General features: G+C 70.5%; 21 protein-coding genes. 13 read left to right on the top strand and 8 right to left on the bottom strand.

Annotation, left to right across the window (positions count from 1 at the left end; genetic code table 11):
- Positions 1-38: 38 nt before the first annotated feature.
- The 4 genes from ABZ833_RS36500 (at position 39) to ABZ833_RS36485 (ending at position 5,330) form a co-directional block, all read left to right on the top strand.
- Positions 39-1,211 carry a serine hydrolase domain-containing protein gene (locus ABZ833_RS36500; RefSeq protein WP_361056273.1) on the top strand — a complete coding sequence of 391 codons (1,173 nt, stop codon included), beginning with the start codon at positions 39-41 and terminating at the stop codon, positions 1,209-1,211.
- A 130-nt stretch (positions 1,212-1,341) separates the two neighbouring features.
- Positions 1,342-1,902 (top strand): cytochrome b/b6 domain-containing protein, encoded by a 561-nt coding sequence (locus tag ABZ833_RS36495; RefSeq protein ID WP_361056270.1) that lies wholly within the window; start codon positions 1,342-1,344, stop codon positions 1,900-1,902.
- 107 nt (positions 1,903-2,009) lie between these two features.
- The gene (locus tag ABZ833_RS36490; RefSeq protein ID WP_361056267.1) at positions 2,010-5,006 is read left to right on the top strand and encodes an AAA family ATPase; all 2,997 of its coding nucleotides are present in this window, start codon (positions 2,010-2,012) and stop codon (positions 5,004-5,006) included.
- Positions 5,007-5,087: 81 nt separating this feature from the next.
- Positions 5,088-5,330 carry a hypothetical protein gene (locus ABZ833_RS36485; RefSeq protein ID WP_361056264.1) on the top strand — a complete coding sequence of 81 codons (243 nt, stop codon included), beginning with the start codon at positions 5,088-5,090 and terminating at the stop codon, positions 5,328-5,330.
- 51 nt (positions 5,331-5,381) lie between these two features.
- Here the strand turns inward: ABZ833_RS36485 and ABZ833_RS36480 are convergent, their stop codons facing one another.
- A complete protein-coding gene (locus tag ABZ833_RS36480; RefSeq protein ID WP_361056261.1) occupies positions 5,382-5,606 on the bottom strand; it encodes a DUF3224 domain-containing protein in 225 nt (74 codons plus the stop codon).
- Positions 5,607-5,657: 51 nt separating this feature from the next.
- Between ABZ833_RS36480 and ABZ833_RS36475 the strand changes: the two genes are divergently transcribed.
- The gene (locus tag ABZ833_RS36475) at positions 5,658-7,412 is read left to right on the top strand and encodes an ankyrin repeat domain-containing protein (protein WP_361056258.1); all 1,755 of its coding nucleotides are present in this window, start codon (positions 5,658-5,660) and stop codon (positions 7,410-7,412) included.
- 28 nt (positions 7,413-7,440) lie between these two features.
- Here the strand turns inward: ABZ833_RS36475 and ABZ833_RS36470 are convergent, their stop codons facing one another.
- The gene (locus ABZ833_RS36470; protein ID WP_361056255.1) at positions 7,441-8,304 is read right to left on the bottom strand and encodes an immunity 49 family protein; all 864 of its coding nucleotides are present in this window, start codon (positions 8,302-8,304) and stop codon (positions 7,441-7,443) included.
- Between the two features lie 245 nt (positions 8,305-8,549).
- Between ABZ833_RS36470 and ABZ833_RS36465 the strand changes: the two genes are divergently transcribed.
- From ABZ833_RS36465 to ABZ833_RS36430, 8 genes are all read left to right on the top strand, one after another.
- Positions 8,550-9,152 (top strand): HutD family protein, encoded by a 603-nt coding sequence (locus tag ABZ833_RS36465; RefSeq protein WP_361056252.1) that lies wholly within the window; start codon positions 8,550-8,552, stop codon positions 9,150-9,152.
- Between the two features lie 175 nt (positions 9,153-9,327).
- Positions 9,328-10,005, top strand: coding sequence for a DsbA family oxidoreductase (locus ABZ833_RS36460; protein WP_361056708.1), 678 nt, complete (start codon positions 9,328-9,330; stop codon positions 10,003-10,005).
- Positions 10,006-10,182: 177 nt separating this feature from the next.
- Positions 10,183-13,275, top strand: a complete 3,093-nt coding sequence (locus ABZ833_RS36455) for an amino acid adenylation domain-containing protein (RefSeq protein WP_361056249.1) — start codon at positions 10,183-10,185, stop codon at positions 13,273-13,275.
- Positions 13,276-13,327: 52 nt separating this feature from the next.
- A complete protein-coding gene (locus ABZ833_RS36450) occupies positions 13,328-14,068 on the top strand; it encodes a leucyl/phenylalanyl-tRNA--protein transferase (RefSeq protein WP_361056246.1) in 741 nt (246 codons plus the stop codon).
- A gap of 48 nt (positions 14,069-14,116) precedes the next feature.
- A complete protein-coding gene (locus tag ABZ833_RS36445) occupies positions 14,117-14,869 on the top strand; it encodes an N-acetyltransferase (protein WP_361056243.1) in 753 nt (250 codons plus the stop codon).
- Positions 14,870-14,912: 43 nt separating this feature from the next.
- On the top strand, positions 14,913-15,989 hold the full coding sequence (locus ABZ833_RS36440) for a methyltransferase (RefSeq protein WP_361056240.1): 1,077 nt from the start codon (positions 14,913-14,915) through the stop codon (positions 15,987-15,989).
- Positions 15,986-17,749: an acyl-CoA dehydrogenase family protein gene (locus ABZ833_RS36435; RefSeq protein WP_361056237.1), complete on the top strand. Its 1,764-nt coding sequence runs from the start codon at positions 15,986-15,988 to the stop codon at positions 17,747-17,749. The genes ABZ833_RS36440 and ABZ833_RS36435 overlap by 4 nt, the downstream gene beginning before the upstream one ends.
- A complete protein-coding gene (locus ABZ833_RS36430) occupies positions 17,746-18,423 on the top strand; it encodes a hypothetical protein (protein WP_361056234.1) in 678 nt (225 codons plus the stop codon). The genes ABZ833_RS36435 and ABZ833_RS36430 overlap by 4 nt, the downstream gene beginning before the upstream one ends.
- Positions 18,424-18,444: 21 nt before the next feature.
- Here the strand turns inward: ABZ833_RS36430 and ABZ833_RS36425 are convergent, their stop codons facing one another.
- The 6 genes from ABZ833_RS36425 to ABZ833_RS36400 form a co-directional block, all read right to left on the bottom strand.
- Positions 18,445-18,978, bottom strand: a complete 534-nt coding sequence (locus ABZ833_RS36425; RefSeq protein WP_361056231.1) for a pyridoxamine 5'-phosphate oxidase family protein — start codon at positions 18,976-18,978, stop codon at positions 18,445-18,447.
- A gap of 67 nt (positions 18,979-19,045) precedes the next feature.
- Positions 19,046-20,290, bottom strand: coding sequence for a cytochrome P450 (locus ABZ833_RS36420; protein ID WP_361056228.1), 1,245 nt, complete (start codon positions 20,288-20,290; stop codon positions 19,046-19,048).
- Positions 20,287-21,912, bottom strand: coding sequence for an MFS transporter (locus ABZ833_RS36415; protein WP_361056225.1), 1,626 nt, complete (start codon positions 21,910-21,912; stop codon positions 20,287-20,289). The genes ABZ833_RS36420 and ABZ833_RS36415 overlap by 4 nt, the downstream gene beginning before the upstream one ends.
- Before the next feature lie 166 nt (positions 21,913-22,078).
- On the bottom strand, positions 22,079-22,786 hold the full coding sequence (locus tag ABZ833_RS36410) for a 4'-phosphopantetheinyl transferase superfamily protein (protein WP_361056222.1): 708 nt from the start codon (positions 22,784-22,786) through the stop codon (positions 22,079-22,081).
- Entirely contained in the window at positions 22,783-23,685 is a 903-nt protein-coding gene (locus ABZ833_RS36405) for a metallophosphoesterase (RefSeq protein WP_361056705.1), read from the bottom strand. The genes ABZ833_RS36410 and ABZ833_RS36405 overlap by 4 nt, the downstream gene beginning before the upstream one ends.
- Positions 23,686-23,702: 17 nt before the next feature.
- Positions 23,703-24,292, bottom strand: a 590-nt coding sequence (locus ABZ833_RS36400) for a biotin/lipoyl-containing protein (protein WP_361056219.1), incomplete at its 5' end; no start/stop codon positions are given.

Here is a 24,292-nt window from a genome sequence, read left to right as displayed (position 1 = left end):
CTGGACGTCCCACCACGCTCACGTCCCGGGAGTACTCCGTGCCAGTTCCCCGCTCCGCGCAGGTCCGCCTGCCCCTTGTCGCTCTGCTGGCCGCCGCCTGCCTGGCCGGTCTCGTGCAGGCCCCGGCCCGAGCCGCGGATGCCCCCGCCGACGACCACCGCGCACTGCGACGGCAGTTGCAGGAGCTGACCACCGCGCCCGGCGGGCCGCCCGGAGCAGTGGCCGTCCTCAAGCGCGGGTCCCGTACCGAGGTCTACCGCGCCGGCGTCGCCGAGACCGGCTCCAGCCGTCCGATCGACGTCAACGACCACATGCGCATCGCCAGTACGGCCAAGGCGTACAGCGGCGCGGTCGCCCTCCAGCTCGTCGACCGTGGGGAACTGCGTCTGAACGACACCATCGGCAAGGTGCTCCCCCACCTGCCGCGTGCATGGCACCGGGTGACGCTGCGGCAGCTCCTGAACCACACCAGCGGACTGCCGGACTTCACCGACGACCCCGAGTTCCTGGCCCTGGTGACCGAGGACCCGCGCCGCCATTTCGACTCGCGCCGACTGCTCGACTTCGTGGCCGACAAGCCGTTGGGGTTCCGTCCGGGGGCCCGGTACGCCTACTCCAACTCCGACAACATCGCCGTGGCCCTGATGGCGGAGGCGGCGACGGACTGCCGCTACGAAGACCTGCTCGCCCAGCTCGTGTACCGCCCGCTGGGTCTGCGCCGCACCAGCCTGCCGCAGGGCTACCGGATGCCCGAGCCGTACATGCACGGCTACGACGTCACCCCGCCGAATCCGCCCGAGGACGTCAGCGAGGTGCTGAGCGCGTCGGGCGTGTGGGCTTCGGGCGGGATCATCTCGACGCCGAAGGACATGACGGCCTTCATCCGCGGCTACGCAGGCGGAAAGCTGATCTCCGACCGGACCCGCCGTCAGCAGCTGAACTGGGTGAACGGCGCATCCGAACCTGCGGGTCCCGGCAAGAACAAGGCCGGTCTGGCCATCTTCCGGTACACCACCCGCTGCGGCGTGGTGTACGGCCACGCGGGCAACTTCCCCGGCTACACCCAGCTGATCGCGGCCACCCCGGACGGCAAGCGGTCGCTGACCGTCTCCCTCACCACCCAGATCAACAAGACGAACAAGCCGGAACTGCTGAAGCGGCTGCGGAACGTGGAAGAGAACTTCGTCTGCGCGCTGTTGCGCAAGCAGTAGGCAGGACGCGGTCGCGGGGTTGTTCACCCAGTCGTTCGGCGCGATCACCGCGCCGATGGTCAGCGCGGTCACGTTCCTGGTTTCCGCGCTCCCCTGACTGGCGGCCTCCGCGAGAGGGCACGTTGCAGGGATGAGCCCTCACCTGCGCAACGGCCCGCACGGCTATGGGATGGTCACGAAGACGCTCCACTGGGTGGTCTTCGTGGCCATGGCCGCGCAGTTCGTCGTGGGATATCTGCTCGACGCGGACGACAGCGGCCATGGGCGGGGCCGCGGGCGTGGACGTGGTGAGGGCTCGGGCCGAGGGCGAGGCCGTGGCGGGGGCGCGGAGGACGGGTACGACCCTTTCGGCGATGACGCGCTGCTCACCCTGCACGTCGTGCTCGGCGCGGCGGTGCTGCTGCTCGGTGTCGTCCGGCTCGCCTGGCGGCTGGCCACGCCGTTGCCCCCGTGGGCGCCGACCCTCACCCACCGCGAGCGACGCCTCGCGCACGGCACCGAGACCGCCTTGTACGTGTCCATGTTCGCCGTTCCGGCCACCGGTATCGCACTGCTGCTGTCGGGCGACGATCTGCTCGTCGTCCACATCGCCGCGCATGTCGTCTTCTTCGCGGCTCTGACGGTCCACGTCGGGTTGGTGCTCAAGCATCAGCTGATCAACCGGGACCACTTGCTGCGCCGCATCACCTGAAGCGTTTCCGCCCGGCCAGGCCCTGAGGCAGCTCCCGTGCGGCCGCAGGGACCCCCGAAGCCGCCGCCCCTGTCCCCCACCTCGTACGACGTGCGATGCTCGGCACCGTGCACAGCAGTCATACAAGCCCCGTCTTCGTGGGCCGCAGCGCCGAACTGACCGCCCTCGGCGAGGGGCTGTCCAGGGCGAACGCCGGGGAGCCCGGTGCCCTGGTCGTCGGCGGCGAAGCCGGTGTCGGCAAGACCCGGCTGATTCGGGAGTTCCTCGGCCGGGCCACCACGGACGGAGCCGTCGTCGCCCTCGGCGGCTGCGTCGAGATCGGCGCCGACGCCCTGCCCTACCACCCCGTGTCGACCGCACTGCGCTCACTGCGCCGTCGGCTCGGCGCGGAGCTCGACGCCGCCGTCGCCGGCCAGGAGGGCGAGCTCGCCCGGCTGCTGCCCGAGCTCGGCGAGATGGACCCCGGCCGCTCCGAGACCGACGGCCGTGCCCGGCTGTTCGAGCTCACCGTCCGCCTCTTCGAGCGCCTCGCCGCCGACCGGACCCTCGTCCTGGTCCTGGAGGACCTGCACTGGGCCGACCGCTCCACCCGCGAGCTGCTCAGCTATCTGCTGCGTGCCCTCACCGACTGCCGCCTGCTCATCGTCGCCACCTACCGAGCCGACGACCTGCACCGCCGCCACCCGCTGCGCCCCGCCCTCGCCGAGTACGAGCGACTGCGCACCGTCACCCGCATCGAACTGCCCCGCTTCGACCGCACCGAGGTCCGCAGCCAGCTCGCCGCCATCCACGGCGAGGCCCCGACCGAGCAGGTCCTCGACCGGGTCTTCGAACGGTCCGAGGGCAACGCGTTCTTCGTCGAGGAGCTGGCCTGCAGCATCCTCGAAGGCTCCCCGGGCGGCATCAGCGACTCGCTGCGCGACCTTCTGCTGGTCCGGGTCGAGACACTGCCGGACGAAGTGCAACGCGTGGTGCGGATCGCCGCCGAGGGCGGTTCCGAGGTGGAGTTCGCGCTCCTTGCCACCGTCACGGGCCTCCCCGAGGACGCGCTGATCGAGACCCTGCGCACCGCTGTCGGCGCCGCCGTCCTGCAGCCCTGCGACGAGGGCGAGTCCTTCCGCTTCCGGCACGCCCTGATGCGCGAGGCCGTGGCCGGCGACCTGCTGCCCGGTGAACGCTCCCGCCTCAACCGCCGCTACGCCGAGGCACTGGAGGCCGACCCCACGCTCGTACGGGCCGAGGAACGGGCCGGGCGACTTGCCGGCTACTGGTTCGACGCCCGTGACCCCGCAAGGGCGCTGCCCGCCGTGATCGCCGCGGCGGCCACCGCCCGCCGTCGGCACGCGTTCGCCGAGCAGCACCAACTCCTGGAGCGGGCGCTGGAAATGTGGGACGACGCCCCCGAGGAGCTGCGCGGCCAGGCGATACGTCAAGGCATCGAGGACGGCTTGTGTCCGGCCGTCTCCCCCGACATGCCCGGGGACTTCGTGGGCCTGCTCGCCGCGCTCACCGTCGCCGCGCGCCTCGCGACCGAGCGGGAGCGGGCTCTCGCCCTCAGCAAGCGCGCGCTGCGCACGCTGGAGGGCGCTCCTCTGTGGGCGGCGTGGTTCTGGCTGGAGCGCTATCAGCTGATGCGCGACCTCTGCCGCTCCGACGGCTGGGAAGAGATCAGCAACGCCCAGAAGCTGATGCAGGGCCTGCCGCCGTCCGTCGTGCACGCCGATGTGATGACGCAGGCGGCTCACTGGCACGCGGTGCACCGGCCCGACCTGACGGCCACCGAGACCGCCAGGCAGGCAGTGGAGCTCTGCCGGATCACGGGCGCCGAGATCAGCGGCATCACCGCGCAGCAGACCCTGGCCTGGCGGATCATGGACTCGGGTGACATCGAGGCCGGGCTCGAGCTGGCCCGTGCCGCGTGCGCCCGGGACCTGGAGCCGGGCAACGCCCAAAGGCTGCTGCGCGGCTACGGCAACCTGTCCACCGCGCTGCACGGCATCGGCCGCTACACCGACGCCGTCGAGACCGGTGAGGAGGGCAGCGGCCTTGCCGACCGGCACGGCCTTCCGGACACCGCCTCGTTCATCGACGGCAACCTCGCCGAGTCCCTCATCCAGCTCGGCCGCTGGGACGATGCCGACGACGTGCTCGCGCGGGCCCTCGGCCGCCGCGGGGCGAGCATCCGCACCCGGGGGCAGATCGCCGAGCTGAGGGCCGAACTGGCCCTGGCCCGGGGCGCGTACGACGAGGCGCGTCATCATCTGGAAGAGTCCGACACCTGGACCACCGGCTCCTACCCGGAGCCGCAGCACACCCTGGCCGTGGCCCGGGTCGCCATCGCGCTGGCGGCCGCCGACGGCCGGATCCTCGACGTCCGCTCCCTCCTTGAGACCGCGATCGGCGAGGCCATCCCGCCCGGCCATCAGCGCTACGGCTGGCCGCTGTTGTACGAGGCCGCGGCTCAGGAGGCGCGGGCCCGCGGCCACGCCGCGGCCGAGCCGGGGCGCAAGGCGGCGGTGGAGCGGATCCGCGAGGCGATGCAGGGCCAGCCCCGGTTCGTACCGCTGTGGGACGCGCAGGCCCTGATGACCGAGTCCGAGCTGCTCACCGCCGAGGGGCGCGACGCAACCGCCCACTGGACGCGGGCGGTCGCCGCCACGGAGAGCCTGGAGGCCCCGGTGACGGCGGCCACCGCCCGGCTGCGGCTCGCACAGGCCCTGATCACCGAGGGCGGCGCCGCGTCCCGCGAAGCAGCCGGTGAGCTGCTGCGGCACGCCGAGGCGGTGGCGCGCGAGCTGGGCGCGGTGCCGCTCACGACGGAGATCACCGCGCTGGCAGGCCGCGCCAGGATCCCGCTGCACCGGGCCGACGGCGAGGCGGCTCCGCCCCCGGGGCCGGCTCAGGCGCTGGGGCTCACGGCCCGGGAGCGGGACGTGCTGCGGCTGGTCGCCGCCGGACGGAGCAACCGCAGGATCGCGGAGGAGCTGTTCATCTCGCCGAAGACGGCGAGCGTGCATGTCTCCAACATCCTGGCCAAGCTGAACGCTTCAGGCCGGGGGGAGGCTGCGGCGATCGCGCACCGGTCGGGGGTTTTCGGCGAGTGACGGATCAGGACTGGCCGGGTGCGGTGCCTCGCGCCGACCCGACGGTGTTCGATTCCGGCCCCCGCACATAGAGTCAAGGCCATGACATCTGATCGGCCCCCGACACCGGCCATGGCCTTCCTGGAATCACAGGAAATCACCACGACGGACTGCCGCCAGTGCGGCACCCAGGTATCAGGCGTCAACGGCCGCTACGCGTGCGGAGTATGCGGATGGGTCAACAACTGGAGCGAAGGCCACAACGAACTCCCCAGCGGCGACGACGACATCCAGCACGGCGACCCCACGGACTCACCACGCGTGCGTAGGAGTACGGAGGCCTGAGAGGGTGCAGACCAGGGTGAGCACGTGGAACCGGCGCTCCATGACTTGCCCCTAGATGCCGGTGCGGCCGTCGGTCCCGGAGTGGGGGACGATGCTTCCGTCGCTGCTCTGGTCTTCCCCATCGGCCGACCCGCCGTGCTGGATGACGAAGGTGCCCTGACGGCCGTCGAGGGTGCCCTCGATCACGCCGCTGTAGCGCTTGCGAATCGTGACCCGGGTCAGTTTGGGACCCGCCCCGGCCGTACCACCGTCGTCCGGCGGGCTCCCGTCTGCCACCGGTGCGCTTGGTGGGCAGGCGATGTCAGACCCCTCTGCCACGATCGGCGCATGGGATTCTTCGACGATCTGGTCTTACCGGAAGAACCGGCCGCGGAACGGACCGTGTTGGTCCAGTTGAGCCCGCCGGGAACGGACGCCGGGCGTCACGCGCCGCCCGTCGACTGGTTCGCACCGGTGCTGCACTCGCAGTTGGAGGTGGCCGGTGCCGGGGCGCAGGCCCGGGTGGTGTTGACGGGATGGTCTCTGTGGCCGCAGGCGGCGACCCTGCATCTCTCCGTCTTCCGCAAGGCCCGATGGTCCGGCGCGGAGGCGGGGCGGCAGTCCGGGCTCAGGATCGGCCTGTTGTTCTCCGACGGCCGCCGGGTGACTTCACTAGATGCCCCAGTGCAACGAGCCGTGCATTGGACGAGGCCAGATGGAGAGGAGAGCACGGCCATCACGGACCAGGCCGTCGGGCTGATCCCGCAGGACCTCGGTCTGCACCAGTCCCGCCGCTCCCTCTTCAAGTCCGACGTCGACCTGTATCTGGCCGAGCTTCCCCCGCCCGGCGAAGCGCATCTGGTCGTCGAGTGGCCGGACGAGGGCATCGACGAGACGCGTACGTCGATCGACACAGCTGCGTTGCATGCCGCGTCGGCGCGGGTGCTCGAGGTCTGGCCCGGCCTCGAACCGCCCGAGCCGACGGAACAGCCGAGCTCCTTCGCGACCTTCGAGATGGGCGGACCGCCCAGCTTCCTGGCCAGGCCTCTGACCGGGCGCCAGCGCACGATGCTGCGCCGTCAGGAAGAGGAACGGCTGCGCTTTGTGCCGCGGGCCGACTGGAAACGGATGGCCTACGGGGACTGGGGGAACGCGGCGGTGATCGGGGCCCGGCTCGACGGGGGCGCGCCGCCCGACGCCCGCATCGAAGCGCATGGGTCGACCCCGCTGCACCTGGCGGCGGAGCGCGGGGCAGCGGAAGCGGTCGCCGCGCTCCTGGCCCACGGCGCGGAGGCCGACCCACACGACGCCGACGAACACACGCCGTTGTGGTACGCCGCCTGCACCGTGGACGAGGACAGCGTCCGTGCGCTGATCGCCGCCGGGGCCGATGTGTGGACGCCACAGACAGGCCTCTGGTCGCCGGGCCGGCTGTTGCTGTCGACGTCGCTCGCGTCCCACGTCAGGCAACTGCCCGGGGCGGCGGAGCTGCCCGCCGAAGAAGCCACCGCCTTCCGGGAGGCGGACGGGCTCATCACGGCGTTCAGCGGACGAGAGCTGTGGACCGAGGGGCTCGGTCTCTGTTTCGTGCGAGGGCTGAGCGAGGAAGAGGTGATCCGGCGCCTGGGCACTGACCTCACGCGCTGCCCGACGGCAGACCTTGAGCACGCCCCCTTCGACCTGACCGATGCCGACGAATCCCTCCGCTACGTGGGCGTCACCACCGTGCCCGGCGCACCTGGCGGCTGTGTGATCACGCAAGAGGGATACATGCCGAGCGACGACGCCGTGCTGCGGGCGATATCGGCGGGCACCGCCGCGTACGGCCTCTACTTCAACCCCAAGGGCGGCACCTTCGGGACCCTGGCACGGAACGGCGAGACTGTCGCGCACGAGGAGATCGGCCTGACCCCGGACGAGACGGACCCGCCCGCCTACTGGCACTTTCGCTTCTGGCAGCGACAGCACACGTTCCCGCACGACGCCAACACTCTCGCCTACGCCGCCGCGGCGGCCGGTCTGCGTGTCAGTGACGCCCAGGACGCGATGGATCTCCACGCGCCGCGCCGCTGGGTGGAGTTGCCTGCACATCTTCGGCGCTGAGAGGTCCAGAGCAGGGCAGGACTCGAGCTCAGACGGCGAACTCGCCGAGCCAGCTGCGCTGCAGGAGGTGCTGGGGCAGGTACTCCGACTCGACCTCGATGGGGATCCCCCCGTCGTGGGCCAGGCACGCGATCGCCAGCGGGCCCAGGGCGATGCTGCCGTCGATGTCGCTCTTTCGGTCCTCGTTCGAGGTCCAGTACATCTGGTGCAGCTTCAGCGCATCGGCCAGGACCTCGCTGAAACCCGTCTCGTCCTTGGTGACGTAGCGGTAGAAGAGGTTGATCGGCGGATGGAGGATGCCGTCCAGCAGGTCACGCGGGGCGACGTGCGGCACCGACGGGTCGCACGCCTCGAACGTGGCCGTGAGCTTCTCCACCAGGCCGGGGCGGCGCGACCAGTAGGTCTGCAGGGTGTCCACCCAGTGGTAGACGTACGCGTCGTACTGCCCTTCCGGAGCGCGCAAGCGGTCCAGCGGAATCTCGCACAGCTGCGTCATCCGTTCCTGTTCACGGCAGATGACAGCAAGCCAGAAGGCCTCCAACCAGGTGCCCGCATCCGCTGTGGAGAGCGGACCGACGGCCCGCAAGGTGCGCACCTTGCGGGCAATGCGGCACTCCACGGTGCCCTCCCTGATGCCAGTGACGGCAAACAGCGCGGACCCCACCTGCATGGCCGCGGCCGCGGCCTCCCACGTCTCGACCGCAGCTGCCCGTGGGTCAATGGCACAGCGCGCTCGCAGGTTCAGAACCGATGTGTGGAAGTCCCCGTCGATGGTGGACGCGGACTCCTCAAGCCGATCGATCTTCCCGCTGAAGTACTGGCCGAGTCGTTCCGCATACGCTTCGGCCTCAGGCCCTGACGGCAGTTCATGCCGGTTGATGCGTACAGTCACGGAAGGGCCCCCTGCTGATGTCGAACGGGCGGAACTCGGTTTCCGGCGAACAAGGCCGAGACGATCCCGTCGACCCGGCGGACTCCGGACAAGGCTCTCAGAGGCTGGGCGGACCGGTGCAGGCGGGGCGTGCGGCCACTCTCCCCGGCCTGCGGCGAGTCCTGTGCCGCGCCGCCGTAGGCTGGCCCCGGAATCGGTGATCATGTGCCTGGGCTCGGGACGACGGAAGAAGGAGGCGGTTCCGGATGGGCGGAGATGTTCTGCGCTGGAGCGGATATCGCAGCATGCCGTGGAAGAACGGCGGCGGTACGACCCGCGAGGTCGCGTCCGGCGCCGTGCAAGCGCCCGTGGCCTCCGCGGGGCCCGCGGACGGCTTCGACTGGCGGGTGAGTGTCGCCGACGTGGACGCGGGAGGCCCCTTCTCCTCCTTTCCCGGGATCGACCGCGTGATCACCCTGGTCGAGGGCGAAGGCATGGTGCTGACCGTGGACGGGACCCCGCAGCCGGTCGAGCCGTTGAACCCCTTCGCCTTCTCCGGGGACGCAGTGACGGACTGCCGGCTGGAGGCGGGCGCGGTACGCGACATGAATGTGATGACCCGCAGGGGCCGGGCGACGGCACAGGTAGGGATGGTCACCGTCGCCGCCGCACAAGGGGCGGAGATGGTGTGCGCTGCGGGCGAGACGCTCCTCGTCATGGCCGCCACCGAGGGTGTCGCCGTCGGCGGACCGGACGGGCGGGAGACCTCGCTCGGCCGTCTCGACTGCGTACGTCACGAAGGCCCGGGGACGCTCACCCTGCGGGGCGAGGGCGCGGTGGCCGCGATCAGGATCACCGCTGCGCGCTGACGGCGGGCCTCAGCCGTAGACACTCCCCCACTACGACCTGCCTCAGCACATGACGGCCGCCGCGGGACCTTTCCCGCGGCTTTCCCAGTTGCAGCGGGTGGCGCCGGGCCTCACCGGTGCCGTTCGGTCACTGGCGCCGCAGCGAACGGCGGTGCCGCTGGAGGGAGTTCACTCGATGCGTGTTGACGTCTGGTCGGACATCACCTGCCCTTGGTGCTATCTCGGCAGGGCCAGGTTCTCGAAGGCGCTTGCCGCGTCCGGGCACCGTGCCGAGGTCGAGGTGGTGCATCGGTCCTTCGAGCTGGATCCGCACCGCGCCAGGCGGGACGTCGAGGCCGTGATTCCGATGCTGATGTCCTCTCACCGCTGGTCCGAGGAGCAGGCGCGTGACAATGAGCGGCGGCTCACCCGCCTGACCGCGGAGGAAGGGCTCGCCTACGTCCAGAATCGTGACCACGGCAACACCCATGACCTGCATCGGCTGCTTCAGTACGCGAAGACGCGCGGACGCGATCACGAATTGCTCGATCTGATGTTCCGGGCGAACTACGCCGAGGAACGGTCGCTGTTCAATGACGACGAGCGGCTCGTCGCGGTGGCGGTCGAGGCGGGGCTGGAAGCCGAGGCCGCTCGTGATGTTCTCGGTGATTCCGCCGCGTACGCGGATGTGGTTCGCGCCGATTCCCGCAAGCTGGTCGAACTGGGCGGTATGGGCGTCCCGTTCATGCTGCTCGACGGCAGGGTTCCTGTGCCTGGGGTGCGCTCGGTGCTTGCGCTCACCCGGATTCTGCAAGAGGTGTACGCGGGAGCTGCCGCTGAAGGGCGCGGCGGCCGGATGGTGGCACCGCAGTAGTTCAGTTCCGATCGACTTTGGCGATTGTGAATTGATCAGGTGCGCATGCCGAAGCGAAGCTGAGCATCCATCTCACCCCGAGCGCAACTGTGGGAGCCAGTCATGTCCGCGGGGTTGGTGAGGCAGGTCGGGACGCTTGCCTCACCCACCCCGCTTTGATCGGAACCGAGGGGACCAATGGCACACGACAGAACATCATTCGTTCATGAGCGGTTCGCCCTCCGCGCGGCGGAGCAGCCGGACGCTGTAGCGGTGGTGCAGGGAGGTTCGAGCGTCAGCTACGCCGAACTGGATGCCCGTGCCGTGCGGCTGGCTTCTCGGTTGCGTGACGGGGGCATCGGCCGGAATTCCGTGGTGATGGTCCATCTGGAGCGGTCGATCGAGCTGGTCGTGGCGCTGTTGGCGGTACTGAAGGCGGGTGCGGCGTACCTGCCGGTGGAGCCGGGTGTTCCTGACTGCCGGATCGGCACGTTCGCCGAGGAGACCGGATGTGCGGCCGTGGTGACGAGCGCCGCGGACCGGGATCGCTTTGATGTCCTGGGCCTGCCCGTGGTGGATCCCCTGGCCACCGACGGCGACGTGGACTCTGTCGGTGCCACGGGCTCCGGCGGTGCCACGGACTTCGTCGGTACGGAAGTCGAGGGCTCCGACTGCGCGTATGTCATCTATACCTCTGGTTCGACCGGTGCTCCCAAAGGTGTGCGGGTCAATCACGCGTCAGTCGCCTATCTGTTGCGTGAGATCAACGAGCGGTACGGGATCGGCCCTTCGGACCGTGTGCTGCAGTTTGCCGCTGTCACCTTTGATACGTCCGTCGAGCAGATCCTGGTCACGCTGCTCCATGGGGCGACCCTCGTGTTGCCCGATCGTGTCTGGGCGCCCAGTGAATTCGCGAGTCAGCTGGTGGCGTACGGCGTGACGGTGATGGATCTGACTCCGTCCTATTGGCGGGCCTTCTTGCCGGAGTTGGCAGCGGCGCCCGCGGATCTGGCGGTACGGCTCACTCTGGTGGGCGGCAGCGCCGTACATGCCGAGGACTGCCGGGTCGCGTTACGGCTCATGCCGCGGTCGCGTCTGGTGAACGCCTATGGCCTGACGGAGACCACGATCACTTCGTGCACGATGGAGGTCACCGCGCGGGTCCTGCCGGAGCACGGCCCTGTTCCGGTGGGGCGGCCGTTGCCCGGCACCATAGTGCGCGTTCTGGACGAGAATCTCCGTCCGGTTCCCGCCGGGCAGCACGGCGAGGTCTATGTCGGTGGGGCCGGTGTCGCGCATGGCTATCTCAGCGAGAGCGCGGATCATTCGCGCTTTCTGCGGGACCCGCTCGCGACGGACGCCGGGGCCCGGTTGTATCGGACCGGTGATCTCGGAGGGTTGACCGCCGACGGTGTGCTGGAGGTCGTCGGGCGCGTCGACCGGCAGATCAAGGTGCGGGGTTTCCGTGTCGAGCCCGCGGAGATCGAGGCGGCGCTCTCGATGCATGAGTCGATCACGGATGCGGCGGTGAAACCGTACTGCAGGCGTGGTGAGTTGGAGATCGCCGCTTACTACGTGACCGCGCCCGGGGGTGGGCTTGAGCTCGGTCCTCGTGATGTGCGGTCCCATGTGGCGGGGCGGTTGCCCGCGTTCATGGTGCCGACGGCCTTCGTGCCGTTGCGGGAGATGCCGGTGAAGAGCAACGGCAAGGTCGACATGGACGCGCTGCCGCTGCCCGGGTTGTGTGCGATGACGGCCACGGGGCCCCAGGGCCCGGACGTGGAGGATGACGCGGACTCGGATCCGGCGGTGCTTGGGGCAAGTCCGCTCGAGCGGGCGGTGGCCGGGATCTGGCGGCAGGTCCTTGGTGTGGACCGCATCGTGCCGGACGACAACTTCTTCGACATGGGCGGCAATTCCCTGCTGGCCGCCGAGCTGCTCGCGAAGGTGCGGGCTTCGCTCGGCGTCATGATCACCCAGGTGCGGCCGCTGATCCGGCTGTTGCTCGACGACGCGACGCTGCGTGGTTTCGCCGCCGCCGTCCAGTCGGCGCGGACGGGCACGTTGAGCGAGGACGCGAAGGAGATCGACTTCGCCGCCGAGGCCGAGCTGGGTGATGTCTCCGTGGGGCGCAGCCCCGTCGACCCGGCTTCGTGGCGGGACCCGAGGCATGTGTTCCTGACGGGTGCCACCGGGTTCCTCGGCGTCTATCTGCTGCGCGAACTGCTCGCCACCACCGACGCGACGGTGCACTGTCTGGTCCGCGCAGGGGACAGCGAGACGGCGATGGGCCGTCTGCAGGCCAATGCGCTGCACTATTTCCGCGACGATCTGTCCGGGTACCGTTCCGCCGGCCGGGTCGTGGCCGTGCCCGGTGATCTGGCCGAGCCCCGACTGGGGCTCTCCGACGCGGACTTCGACCGCCTCGCCCGGATCGTCGACGTCGTCCACCATCCCGGAGGGCTCGTCAACTTCATCTATCCGTACACGCACATGCGGGCCGCGAACGTGGAGGGGACCCGCGAGATCATTCGTCTGGCCGCCCGGTACCGCAACGCGCCGGTCCACTACACGTCCACGATGGCGGTGATCTCCGGCTTCGGCACCGCGGGCGTCAGGCACGTGACGGAGAAGACGCCGGCCGCGCATGCCGACCATCTGTCCGTCGGCTACGTGGAGAGCAAGTGGGTCGCCGAGGCACTGCTGCAGAATGCCGCCGAGGCAGGACTGCCCGTGGCGATCTACCGGGCCGCCGACATATCGGGAGACCGGACCTGCGGTGCCTGGAACACGGCCACCGAGATGTGCGCGATGAAGAAGTTCATCGTCGACACCAAAATGGCTCCGGTGGCCGAACTTCCCCTGGACTACACGCCGGTGGACGTCTTCGCGGCAGCCGTCGGGCACGTCGCCGCCACCCGGCTGCCGCAGGGCGAGGTCTACCACCTCACCAACCCCGGCAAGGTGAACGTATCGGTCCTCACCGAGCGGCTGCGGGCCCACGGCCACGCCATCCGCGACGTTCCGTGGGACCAGTGGCTCGACGAGGTCGTCAGGACCGCCGTCGAGCGGCCCGACCATCCGATGACACCTTTCGCGCCGCTGTTCATCGACCGCTGTTCCACGGGTGAGATGAGCGTGGCGGAGATGTATCTGGAGACCACGTTCCCCCTCTTCACCCGGGACAACGTCGAGTCGGCGCTGCGGGGCAGTGGCATCGAGATACCGCCGGTCGACGGCGAGATGCTGGATCGCTACATCCGGTACCTGACCGCTGTCGACTTCCTGTGAGGCGGACGTGTTGCTTCCCCGAGTGACCCGGCCCCGATCGGCCTGGGAGTCCATGAACCTGTCGACCGCGCCTGCCGAGGGCCCGGTGGCGTTCGGCGACGACCTGCGGCCGCAGAGTCTCCTCGGTGCCTACCGTCGCGGCTTGTACCCGTTCCCCGCGGGGAGCATCGAGCAGCGTTTCCTCAACGAGATGCTCTACGAGACCGAGGTGGAGGCGGGCCGCATCCATGTGCTCTCCGCCGGCGATGAGCCGTACTCCGTGGCGTGGTGCTGTCCCGATCCGCGGCCGTTGATCCTGGTGGACCAGGTGCGGGTGCAGCGCAGTCTGCGTCGTCAGCTGCGCGGGGCCACGGGTTGGACGAGCACCGTGGACGTCTGTTTCGAGCGCGTGGTCACCCAGTGCCGGGAGGGCCGCTCGGAGCGGTGGCTGACCGATGAGCTCCTTGCCGGTCTGTGCCGCCTGCACGCGCTGGGCTTCGCGCACAGCGTGGAGATCTGGGAGGGTGCCGAGCTCGTCGGCGGCACCTTCGGGGTGCGTGCGGGCGCGGTGTTCAGTGCCGATTCGCAGTTCACGCTGCGCAGTGGCGCGGGCAAGGCCGCGGTCACCGATCTGGTGCGGCGGTTCGCCGATGCGGGCGGTGTGGCGGTCGACGTCCAGCAGGACGGGGAGCATGTCCGCCTGCTCGGGGCGCGGCCCGTGGCGCGCGCGCAGTATCTGGAGCTCCTTCGTGCTCCGCACTCCGGATCGGGCCTGCCCACCGGGGAGTTGCCGGTGAGCCGGCTGGCCGACTGACGTCTCCGTTTCGCACCGGCACTGCTCCCGCTTCCCTGGAGGTTCGCGATGCCCTACCCCGTCTCCGGTACGCACTTGCACGCGGCCTCGCTCGCCGAGCGTCCCGACCTCGAGGAGGCCATGCTGACCATGGAGTCGTCCTGGCCGGCGTACATCCGGCCCGATCCGGTGCTGGTGCACTGGGCATTCGAGCGGCACGCGCGACATCAACTCGTGGTGTACGAGGGCGAGTCCACCGTGGTGGCCCGCGCCGCCACCGTGCCGCTGGCCTGGGACGGCGTGGAGGCCTCACTGCCCGACACCGGCTGGGACGAGGCGCTGCGTCAATGCCTGGCCGACACCTACGACGGGCGTGCGTTCACCGCGCTGTGCGCCCTGGAGATCGCGGTGGTGCCGGGACGCCGGGGCGAGGATCTGTCGACCCGTACCCTCGCGGTGCTCGCCGAGCACGCCCGGCGTGCGGGGCTCAGCGATGTGGTGGTGCCGGTGAGGCCCAGCCTCAAGCACACCGAACCGTACGCCCCGATGGCCGAGTACGCCGCCCGTGCCCGTCCCGATGGGCTTCCGCACGATCCCTGGCTGCGTGTGCATGTCCGGGCGGGTGGCCGGGTCGTGAAGGTGTGTCCGGCGTCGATGACGGTCGCCGCGAGCCTCGCCCAGTGGCGCGCCTGGACCCAGCTGCCCTTCGACGCCGACGGGCTTGTTGAGGTACCCGATGCGCTGTCGCCGGTCGCGGTGGACGTCGGGCGTGACCACGCCGTGTATGTCGAGCCCAATGTGTGGGTGCGGCACCGGCTCTGACTTCGTACATCTGTCGGACATCTATGGAGGAGGACGAACCACCATGAGCAGCAGTGTTGTTGAGACCGTCGAGTCCGAGCGCACTCCCGCGGAGAAGATGAAGCTGCGTGCCGCGCTCATCGAGCGGATCGGCGGCTACATGACCGCGCACGCCATCGGCCTCGCCGCCGAGCTCGGCCTAGCCGACTTGATCAAGGACGGTGTGCGGAGCAGTGAGGAGCTCGCCGCCGGGACCGGGACACATGAGCCGTCCCTTCGGCGGCTGCTGCGCACTCTGGCGGCTGTCGGGATCACGGAGGAGCCCGAGCCGGGCCGGTTCGGCCTCACCGAGGTCGGTGCCCAGCTGCGTTCGGACTCCCCCGATTCGCTGCGGGCCTTCTCACGGATCTTCTGCCACCCCTCCCTGTTCGGCGCCTGGGCGGGGCTCGGCCACACGGTCAGTACCGGTGAGCCGGCCTACGATCACGTCTTCGGCAAGGAGTTCTACGCCCACCTCTCCGAACAGGCCGATCTCAGCGCGCTGTTCAACGAGGCGATGGGTGAGGAGTCGAGGATCGCGGCCGGTCAGCTCGCCGCAGGGTACGACTACTCCGGCTTCAGGAAAGTGGTCGACCTGGGTGGGGGCGACGGCACCCTGCTCGCCACGGTGCTGCCCGGCCACCCTGGACTGCGGGGCGTCGTCTTCGACAGTGCGAGCGGAGTGGCGCAGGCGCCCGGCGTCCTGGCGGCGGCGGGTGTCGCCGATCGCTGCGAGGTGGTCGGGGGCGACTTCTTCCAGGACATTCCCGGCGACGGCGACCTGTACGTCATCAAGAGCGTCTTCCAGGACTGGGGGGACGAGGACTCCCGGGCCCTGCTGCGTTCCGTGCGCGCCCAGATGCCCGAGTCGGCCACGCTGCTGATCGTGGGCACCGTGCTCCCCGAGACGGCCTCGCCCGAGTTTCCGATCATGTTCTTCACCGATCTGAACATGCTGGTCAACACCGGTGGCAGGGAGCGCAGCGAGAGCGAGTTCCGAGCCATGCTCGAGGACACGGGTTTCGCCGTCGAATCGGTGCGTCTCGGGGCGGCAGGCCCGCTCTCCATCATCGAGGCCGTCCCCGCGGGCGCGGCGCGGTGACGGCGGCCGACTTCGGTGCGGAGCTGTTCCTCGGGCGGCTCCGCACCGGCCTGTTGGCTCTGCCCGTCGGCGCCGCGGACCGGATCGACGACGCGGACGAGCGGTTCCTCGCCGAGCTGCGGGAGTTCTGCGCCACGCGGGTCGACGGACATCGGATCGAGCGCGAGGACTCCGTCCCGGACGAGGTGATCGAGGGGCTCAAGGACATCGGGGCGTTCGCCGTCAAGCTTCCTCGGGAGTACGGCGGGCTCGGTCTGTCCGGTGTCTGCTACCACCGGGCACTGATGACCGTGAGCAGCGTCCACTCGTCCCTGGGCGAGCTGCTCGCGGCACACCAGGCCATCGGCCTTCCGCAGCCCCTCGTCCTGTTCGGCACCGAGCGGCAGAAGCAGCAGTTCCTGCCACGCTGCGTACGGGAGATCTCCGCGTTCACGCTCACCGAACCGGACCTGGGAAACGACCCGTTCCGGGTGCACACCACCGCCGTCCTGGACCGCGCCACGGACACCTACACGCTCGACGGCGTAAAGCTGTGGGCCACCAACGGCGTCATCGCCGACCTGCTCGTGGTCATCGCCCGGGTGCCCGAGTCCGCGACCGGGCCCGGCGGCCTTACCGCGTTCGTGGTCGAGGCGGACGACCCCGGTGTGACGGTGGAGCACCGCAGCAGCTTCCTGGGCCTGCGCGGTCTGGAGAACGGCGTGATCCGTCTGCACGACGTCACGGTCCCGGCCTTAAACCGCATCGGAGCGGAGGGCGCGGGCCTGGACATCGCGCTGGCCGCGCAGGACACGGGCCGCCTCTCGCTGCCCGCCGTGTGTGCGGCGGCGGCGAAGTGGTGCGTGCGGATCGCCCGCCAGTGGTCGGGGGCCCGGATGCAGGGCGGCCGTCCGATCGGCACGTACGACGCGGTCGCGGGCAAGCTGTCGTACATGGCGGCGACCGCGTTCGCCCTGGAGGCCATGGTCGAGGTCACCGGTCACCATGCGGACCGCGGTGACCGCGACACCCGTCTGGAGGCCGAGCTGGCGAAGCTGTTCGCCGCGGAACAGGCCTGGCTGGTCGCCGACGACCTGATGCAGATCCGTGGCGGCCGCGGCTACGAGACCGCCGAGTCCGCGGTCGCCAGGGGCGAACGCGGGGTCCCCGTCGAACGGCTCCTGCGCGATCTGCGCATCGGCCGCATCTTCGACGGCTCGACGGAGGCGTTGGGGTCGTACCTGGCCGAGGCGGTGCTCGCGCGGCACCGCGACGCGGAGGAATCCGCCACCCCCGTGCCGGACGACGCGGTGCTCACGGGTCCGCTCGCACCGCACCGGCGCTACGCCGCGGGTGCCGCGGCCCGACTGGCCGACCTGTTCCGTGAGTTCGCCCGGCTTCCCGGCGACACGGCCGTCACCGCCCACCAGCGCTCCCTGTGCCGGCTGATCGACATCGGCGCCGAGCTGTACGCGATGACCGCGAGCTGTGCGTACGCGGAGGCCCTCGTGGGCCGGGGCGAGGCGCCGCTGGAGCTCGCCGACGCCTTCTGCACTCAGTCCCGACATCGCGTCGAGTCGCTGTTCAGCCGGGTCGGCGAGAACAGCGACGCCCGGGACCGTGACATCGCCCGGCACCTGCTCGCCCGGCGATACGCCTGGCTGGAGGAGGGCGTCATCGACACCTCCGTCGACGGCCCGTGGATCGCCGAGCCGAAGCCGGGACCGGCCACGGGGCCCAATCTGCGCAGGACCGTTCCGCGGCGAAGGAGCACACCATGAACAACGCCACTCCGCGTGCCGTCGACGACGTCGCCCGGCTCATCGAGGCCGCGCAGCGGCAGATGGCCGGGCAGTCGGCGCCGCACCGGTATCTCGATCTGCTCGATGCGGGCCGTGTGCCCAAGGAGCGGCTCGGGGCGCTGGCGGGCGAGCTGTTCCGTCTGGTCTCCGCCGACCGGCGCAGCTTCGCCCTGGCCGCCACCCGCTTCCCCGACCCCACCGGCGCCGACCTGTTCCTCGCCCTGGCCCAGGGCGAGAGCGAGGCGCTGCGCCTGCTGCTCGACTTCGCCGCCGAACTCGGCCTGGGAGAGCAGCAGTTGCGCGCGTACGAGCCGCTGGCACTCGCCCAGGCCTACCCGGCGTTCCTGGCGCAGACCGCGGCGTTCGGCACCCGCAGCGACCTGGCACTCGCGCTGCTGGCGAACGTGGCCGGTTCAGGGGCGGCCTACGCGCGGGCGGCCGACGCGCTGCAGTCTCGCCACGGGTTCGCCGACGCGGCGGTGGCGCACTTCCGCTACTTCGCGGACACCCCGCAGCAGCTCCTGGACGAGGCCGCCGCCACTCTGGCGGCGGGCCTGGCGGGGGGCGACGATCCGGCCCAGGCGGTGCGGACGGCGCGGATGGTGCACGCGTACGAGGCGACGTTCTGGAACGCGCTCGCCGAGACCGTCTGACGCCCAGCCCCGCGCACCGTATTAGTCCAACTCGACCTCTTTGAGCGGCACTTCGACACGCCGGTCGATCCGGTCCTGCTCCCAGGTGCGGGTGTCGACCAGCCACCACCGATCCACCTCGACGAGGTAGAGCCGGTGAGGGGCCGGCGCCCGCAGCTCGGACGGTGCCAGCAGCCACCGCGCGCGCTCCCGCTCGTCGGGAAAGAGCGCCTCGTAGAAGAACGCGTGGTGGCGCTCGAGGCCGACGCCGGTGAGCTCCTCGCAGTGGCCGCTGAACTGAGCGCCGTCGAGGGCCTCGACGGCGAGGCCGACATGGTCGCCGCCCGCCACGAAGAGCGATCCGCTCACCCGTGGCCGGGCGGCGATGTCGTGCCCGTGCCGGGATGTGGTGGCCGAGCCGAACACGAGGCGCAGCGGGTCGCCGCGCCAGGCGTACTGGAGGGTCGCCACCCACGGCTCGCCGTCCGCCGACACGGTCGCCAGGTTCAGATAGCGGGCCTGGTCGAGCACCTTGCGGGTCCGGTGGGCGAGTTGGTCGAGGTCGAGTGCGCTCATCTTCTTCTCCTCGGGTGGTCGTGGTCCGCCCCCGCGCCGGTCGGGGGCGGACCCGCTCTGCGGGCGGCTAGTCGTGCCGCAGGTACACCGGGAGTGAGGTGACCCCGTTCCCGATGAACGTGGGCACCGGCTCGACCTCGTCCGGCGCGACGGCGAGTTCGAGTCGGGGGAAGCGCTCGAACAGTGCGGGCAGGGCCACCTGGGCCTCGAGCCGGGCCAGGCGTGAGCCGGGGCAGAAGTGTGCGCCGAGCCCGAACGCGATGTGATCCTTGCTCGTCCGGTCGATGTCGAAGCTTTCCGGGTCCTCGTGCACGGCGGGGTCGCGGCCGTGCGCGCCGTAGCAGATCAGGATGGCGTCCCCGGCCCTGATCCGGACGCCCTCGCCGAGGTCGATGTCCTCGACGGCCCAGCGCATCGGCAGATGCATGACCGGGCAGTGCACACGCATCGACTCCTCGATGGCGTCGCCCCAGCGGGCCGGATCGGCCTTGACGGCGTCCAACTGATCGGGGTGGGCGAGGAGTTCGCGCACGGTGTGGTCGATGAGGTTGATGGTGGTCGTGCTTCCGCCGCCGATCATCAGGAGCAGGGTGGAGATCAGCTCGTGCTCGGTCAGCGGCTGCTCCCCTGCCGCATCGCCGCCTTCCTCGTGGGCGCCGAGCAGAAAGCTGGTCAGGTCGTCGCCGGGCTCGCGGCGTTTGGCCGCGATCAGGCCGAGCATCTCCGCGACGAGGGAGTCGTTGACGGCGATCGACTCCTCCTTCGACACGTCGGTCTGCCCGACGGCCCGGAACAGCCGCAGCACTTCCGGCCGTTGCCTGTTCGGCACACCGAAGAGGTCGCAGATCATCTCGGTCGGTACGCGGTACGAGTAGGCGGTGTGCAGGTCCACCACGTCGCCGCCCGGCCGTGCCGCCAGGTCGCCGAGCAGCCGGTCGATCAGCGCTCGCAGCGGGGCGTGCATGGCGTCCACACGTCGAGGGCTGAAGGCCGGGGTGATCAGCTTGCGCAGGCGGGCGTGGTCCTTGCCCTCCGCGGTGGCCATGGAGTCCACGTCCACCCACGGGGACAGCCAGGGGATGGAGCCCGGCCGGTAACTCGGCACGTTCTTCTTCAGGTTGCGCGAGACGCCGGGGTGCGTGAGCAGGCGCCGTACGACGTCCCCGCGGGTGACCGACCATGCCGTGACGCCTTCGGGCAGCCGCACGGGCACGGCGGGCCCGTCCTTGCGCAGCCGGTCGACCTGTGCGTACATGCAGCGGCCGCCCGTGCTGCCGAGGGTCTGGGTGGGCGCCGCGCTGAAGGCGATCACGCCTTCGCCCCAGCCGTGTCGCCGGACCGGACGGCCTCGTCGCCCGGGTCGGCCGCGGGGCCCGCGGCCGCCTGCCCGGTGGGCGGCACGTGCCGGAGCCAGATGGCCGCGACGAGCGCGCCGACGGCGGCGATGACCGCCGCGGTGGTGGCCGCGGCGCTCAGGCCCGAGGCGAACGCGTCGCGTGCCGTCCGGAGCAGGGAGTCGCCGGTGCCCGCGGGGAGCGTGCCTGCTGCGGCGACCGCGCCGTCGAGGTTGTCCCGTGCGGCTTCGGCCGCGTCCGCGGGAAGGCCGCCCGGCAGGTTGCCGTCGATCTCGCTGCGGTAGCGGGCGACGCCGATGCTGCCGACGATCGCGACGCCGAGCGAGATGCCCAGGTCGTTCACGGTCGAGCTGAGGCCGCTCGCCGCGCCGGCCTTCTCGGGCGGCACGGAGCTGACGATGAGTTCGTTGGGCAGCGTCATCGACGGGGCGACCGCCGGGTAGATGACGATGAAGCTGGCGATCAGCCAGGGCAGTCCGGTGCCGGGGCCGACCTGGGCGAGCAGCAGATAGCCGACGACCTGCACCCCCAGGCCGGTGGCCATGATGTATCCGGGGCGCACGCGCCGGGCCAGAATCGGCGAGAAGGCGGCGACGGCGATGAGGATGAGCGCCGCGGGCAGGATCGCGAGACCCGTCTCGATCGGCGAGAGGTCCTTCACCAGTTGCAGGAACTGGCTGAACATCAGGTACACGCCGCCGATGCCGGTGGGTGCGAGGACGAACACGATCAGGGTGCCGCTGACGGTGCGGTTGCCGAAGAGCCGTATGTCCAACAGGGGTGCGCACGCTCGGAGTTGCCGTACCACGAAGATCACACCGAAGAGCAGGCCGACCGCTATGGCGGCCAGTGAGAGGGTGAGTTCCTCACCGGTGGCGATGGACTTGATGCCGTAGATGAACGGCAGCATGGTGGCCAGGAGCAGCAGTGCGCTGAAGAAGTCGAGCCGGGCTCCGCCCGCGTACTGGTGCTTGGGCAGCAGGAGGGGCGCGCCGATCACCACGACGGCCATGACCGGCACCGCGACCAGGAACGTGGCGCGCCACGAGAAGGCGTCCAGGAGCAGCCCGCTGAGCAGGGGGCCGAGCGCGACACCGCCGGAGATGCCCGCGGCCCAGGCGCCGATGGCCACGCCCCGCTGCTTGGCGTCGTGGAACATCGTGAAGATCAGGCCGAGGGTGGCCGGTACTTGTGCGGCGCCCGCGAGGCCGAGTACGGCTCGCCAGACGATCATCATCGCCGGGTCCTCGGTGGTGGCGGCGGCCACGGACACGACGCCGAACACGGCGGCGCCTGCGATCAGCAGGTTCCGGTGTCCGATGCGGTCGGCCATGGTGCCCATGAGCACGAGGAAGCCGGCCATGAGGAAGCCGTAGATGTCCAGGATCCACAGCGTCTGCGTGCTGCTGGGCTCCAGGTCCGCGGCGAGGTAGGGGATCGCCAGGAACAGGATCGTGAGCATCATGAACAGGAGCATGGTCGGCAGCACGAGGATCGCCAGGGCGGTCCATTCCCTGCGGCCGGCGGTCGGCGGAGGGCCGGAGTCGGGCTGCCCGGCCGCGTCGTTCGCCGAGGACATGGGGTTCTCCCTTCCCTGAATAGTTACCCCTACGGGGTATGGGTACGTGAAGTTACGGCCGAGGAGTGCTCACGTCAAGGTCGCTTCGGCAGCCCCTCGACGACTACGCGGACTTGCCCAGGCCGTATGCCACTTGGGGCCGCCCCGAGCCGGAGGAACCGGCCCGTCAGACACCGATGGCGACGGCGGGCTCCTCCGGCTCGGGGTGGGCGGCGCCGCCGCGCGGGACGCTGAGGGCGCTGAGCAGCAGCCCGCCGCGGCACAGCCAGCGGCCCTCCCAGGTGTGCACTGCGGGGCTGTGCGGCGTCGGGCCGGGGACGCGGACGCGGGCGGTGTAGCGGGAGCTGTCCGCACCGAAGGTGAACGTGGCGTCCTCGAAGTCGAGGCGCTGACCGGTGAGCGGGTACCAGCTCTTGTAGACCGTCTCCTTCATGCTGAACAGCAGTCGGCCCCAGTGGATGCCGGGAGCCGTGGCGGTGAGTTCGGCGATGAGGCGCTGCTCGGCGGGCAGTGCGATGGTCTCCAGGACGCATGCGGGGAGTGGTTCGTTGGGCTCCGCGTCGATGCCGAGCATGGTGATGTCGTCGGTGCGGGCGAGTGCGGCGGCCCGGTAACCGGCGCAGTGGGTGAGGCTGCCGACGATGCGGTCGGGCCACTTCGGGGCGCCGTGTGCGTCGGGAAGTACGGGCGTGGGCGGCCGTCCGAGACGGGCGAGGGCGCGGCGGGCGCACCAGCGCACGGTGGCGAACTCGCGGCGCCTGCTCTCCTTCGCCCTGCGGACGACCTCGATTTCCTCGGGGTAGAGGGGGAAGTCCGGCAGGTCGTGGAAGGCCTCGACGGCGACCACTCCGGAGGGCAGCAGTTCCTCGATCATGCGGATCCAGTCCTTGCCCGGCGCGGCGCGGCCACGGTGTCAGGAAGAGCCTGCGGGAGGATGCGGCGCAGACCGGTGGCCGGGTGGGCCGGGCGGCGCCATTCGCGCGGGTAGCCGACGGAGACTTCCTCGAAGCGCACCCCGTCGTGCCAAGTGGTCCGGGGGATGTGCAGGTGACCGTAGACGACGCTCCGGGCACGGAAGCGACGGTGCCAGTCGGCGGTGCGTACGGTCCCGCACCACTGGGCGAACTCCTGGTGGTGCAGGAGTTCGGTGTTCTCTCTGATCAGCGGGAAGTGGTTGACCAGGACGGTGGGGATGCCCGGGTCGCAGGCCATGAGGCGTTGTTCGGTCTCCGCGACCCGTGCCCTGCACCACGCCTCGCGCGTGGGGTACGGATCCGGGTGCAGCAGGAACTCGTCGCTGCAGACGATGCCCTTGTCGTACGCGACGGCCAGGGATTCCCGTCTGCTCGTGGTGCCCGGGACGCGGAACGTGTAGTCGTAGAGGATGAACAGGGGTGCCACGGTGACCGGGCCGCCGGCGCCGTGCCACACCGCGTAGGGGTCTTCGGGGGTGAGGACACCGAGGCCGCGGCAGAAGTCGACGAAGTGCTCGTAGCGGGCTTGGCCGCGCAGTTGCAGCGGGTCTTCGCGCGGGGTCCACAGTTCGTGGTTGCCCGGCGCCCAGATGACCTTGGAGAAGCGGTTGTTGAGGGTGGTGAGCGCCCATTCGATGTCCGCCGAGTGTTCGCCGACGTCACCGGCGACGATCAGCCAGTCCTCGTCGTGGCCCGGCCGCAGACAGTTCACGATCTTGCGGTTGTCGGCGTAGGCGGTGTGCAGGTCGCTGATGGCCAGGAGGCTGCCGTTCGCCGTGGGCCGCTCCGTGCCCGGCATGGCGACTGCCGGGCCGGTCACGCCGGGTCCTTGATCTCGCAGATCACGGCGCCGGAGGTGAGGGAGGCACCGACCTCGGCCGTGAGGCCCTTGATCGTGCCCGAGCGGTGCGCGTTGAGAGGCTGTTCCATCTTCATGGCCTCCAGGACGACGACCAGGTCGCCCTCCTGGACCTCCTGGCCCTCCTCGACAGCGATCTTGACGATCGTGCCCTGCATGGGCGACGCGAGGGTGTCCCCGGACGCGGCAGGCCCGGACCGTTTCACGGCCCGGCGCTTGGGCTTGGCGCCCGCGGCCAGACCGGTGCGGGCCAGTGACATGCCCAGGCTGACAGGCACGGAGATCTCGAGCCGCCGGCCCGCGACCTCGATCACCACGGTCTCGCGACCGTCCTCGTCCTCGTCTGTCTCGGTGTCGGTGTCGGTCGGCGCGGCGAACGGGGGGATCTCGTTGACGAACTCGGTCTCGATCCACCGCGTGTGGGTCGTGAACACGTCTTTCGATGTCGCGGTGGCGGAGCCGGTGAGTTCGGGGGCGAAGGCCGGGTCCTTGACGACCGCGCGGTGGAAGGGGATGGCGGTGGCCATGCCCTCCACGGTGAACTCCT

Origin of the sequence: Streptomyces sp. NPDC047525 (genome assembly GCF_040643025.1) — a bacterium.
GTDB lineage: Bacteria > Actinomycetota > Actinomycetes > Streptomycetales > Streptomycetaceae > Streptomyces > Streptomyces durmitorensis.
The sequence above is the reverse complement of the archived record's forward strand: the minus strand, read 5'-3'. Positions and strand labels throughout refer to the sequence as shown.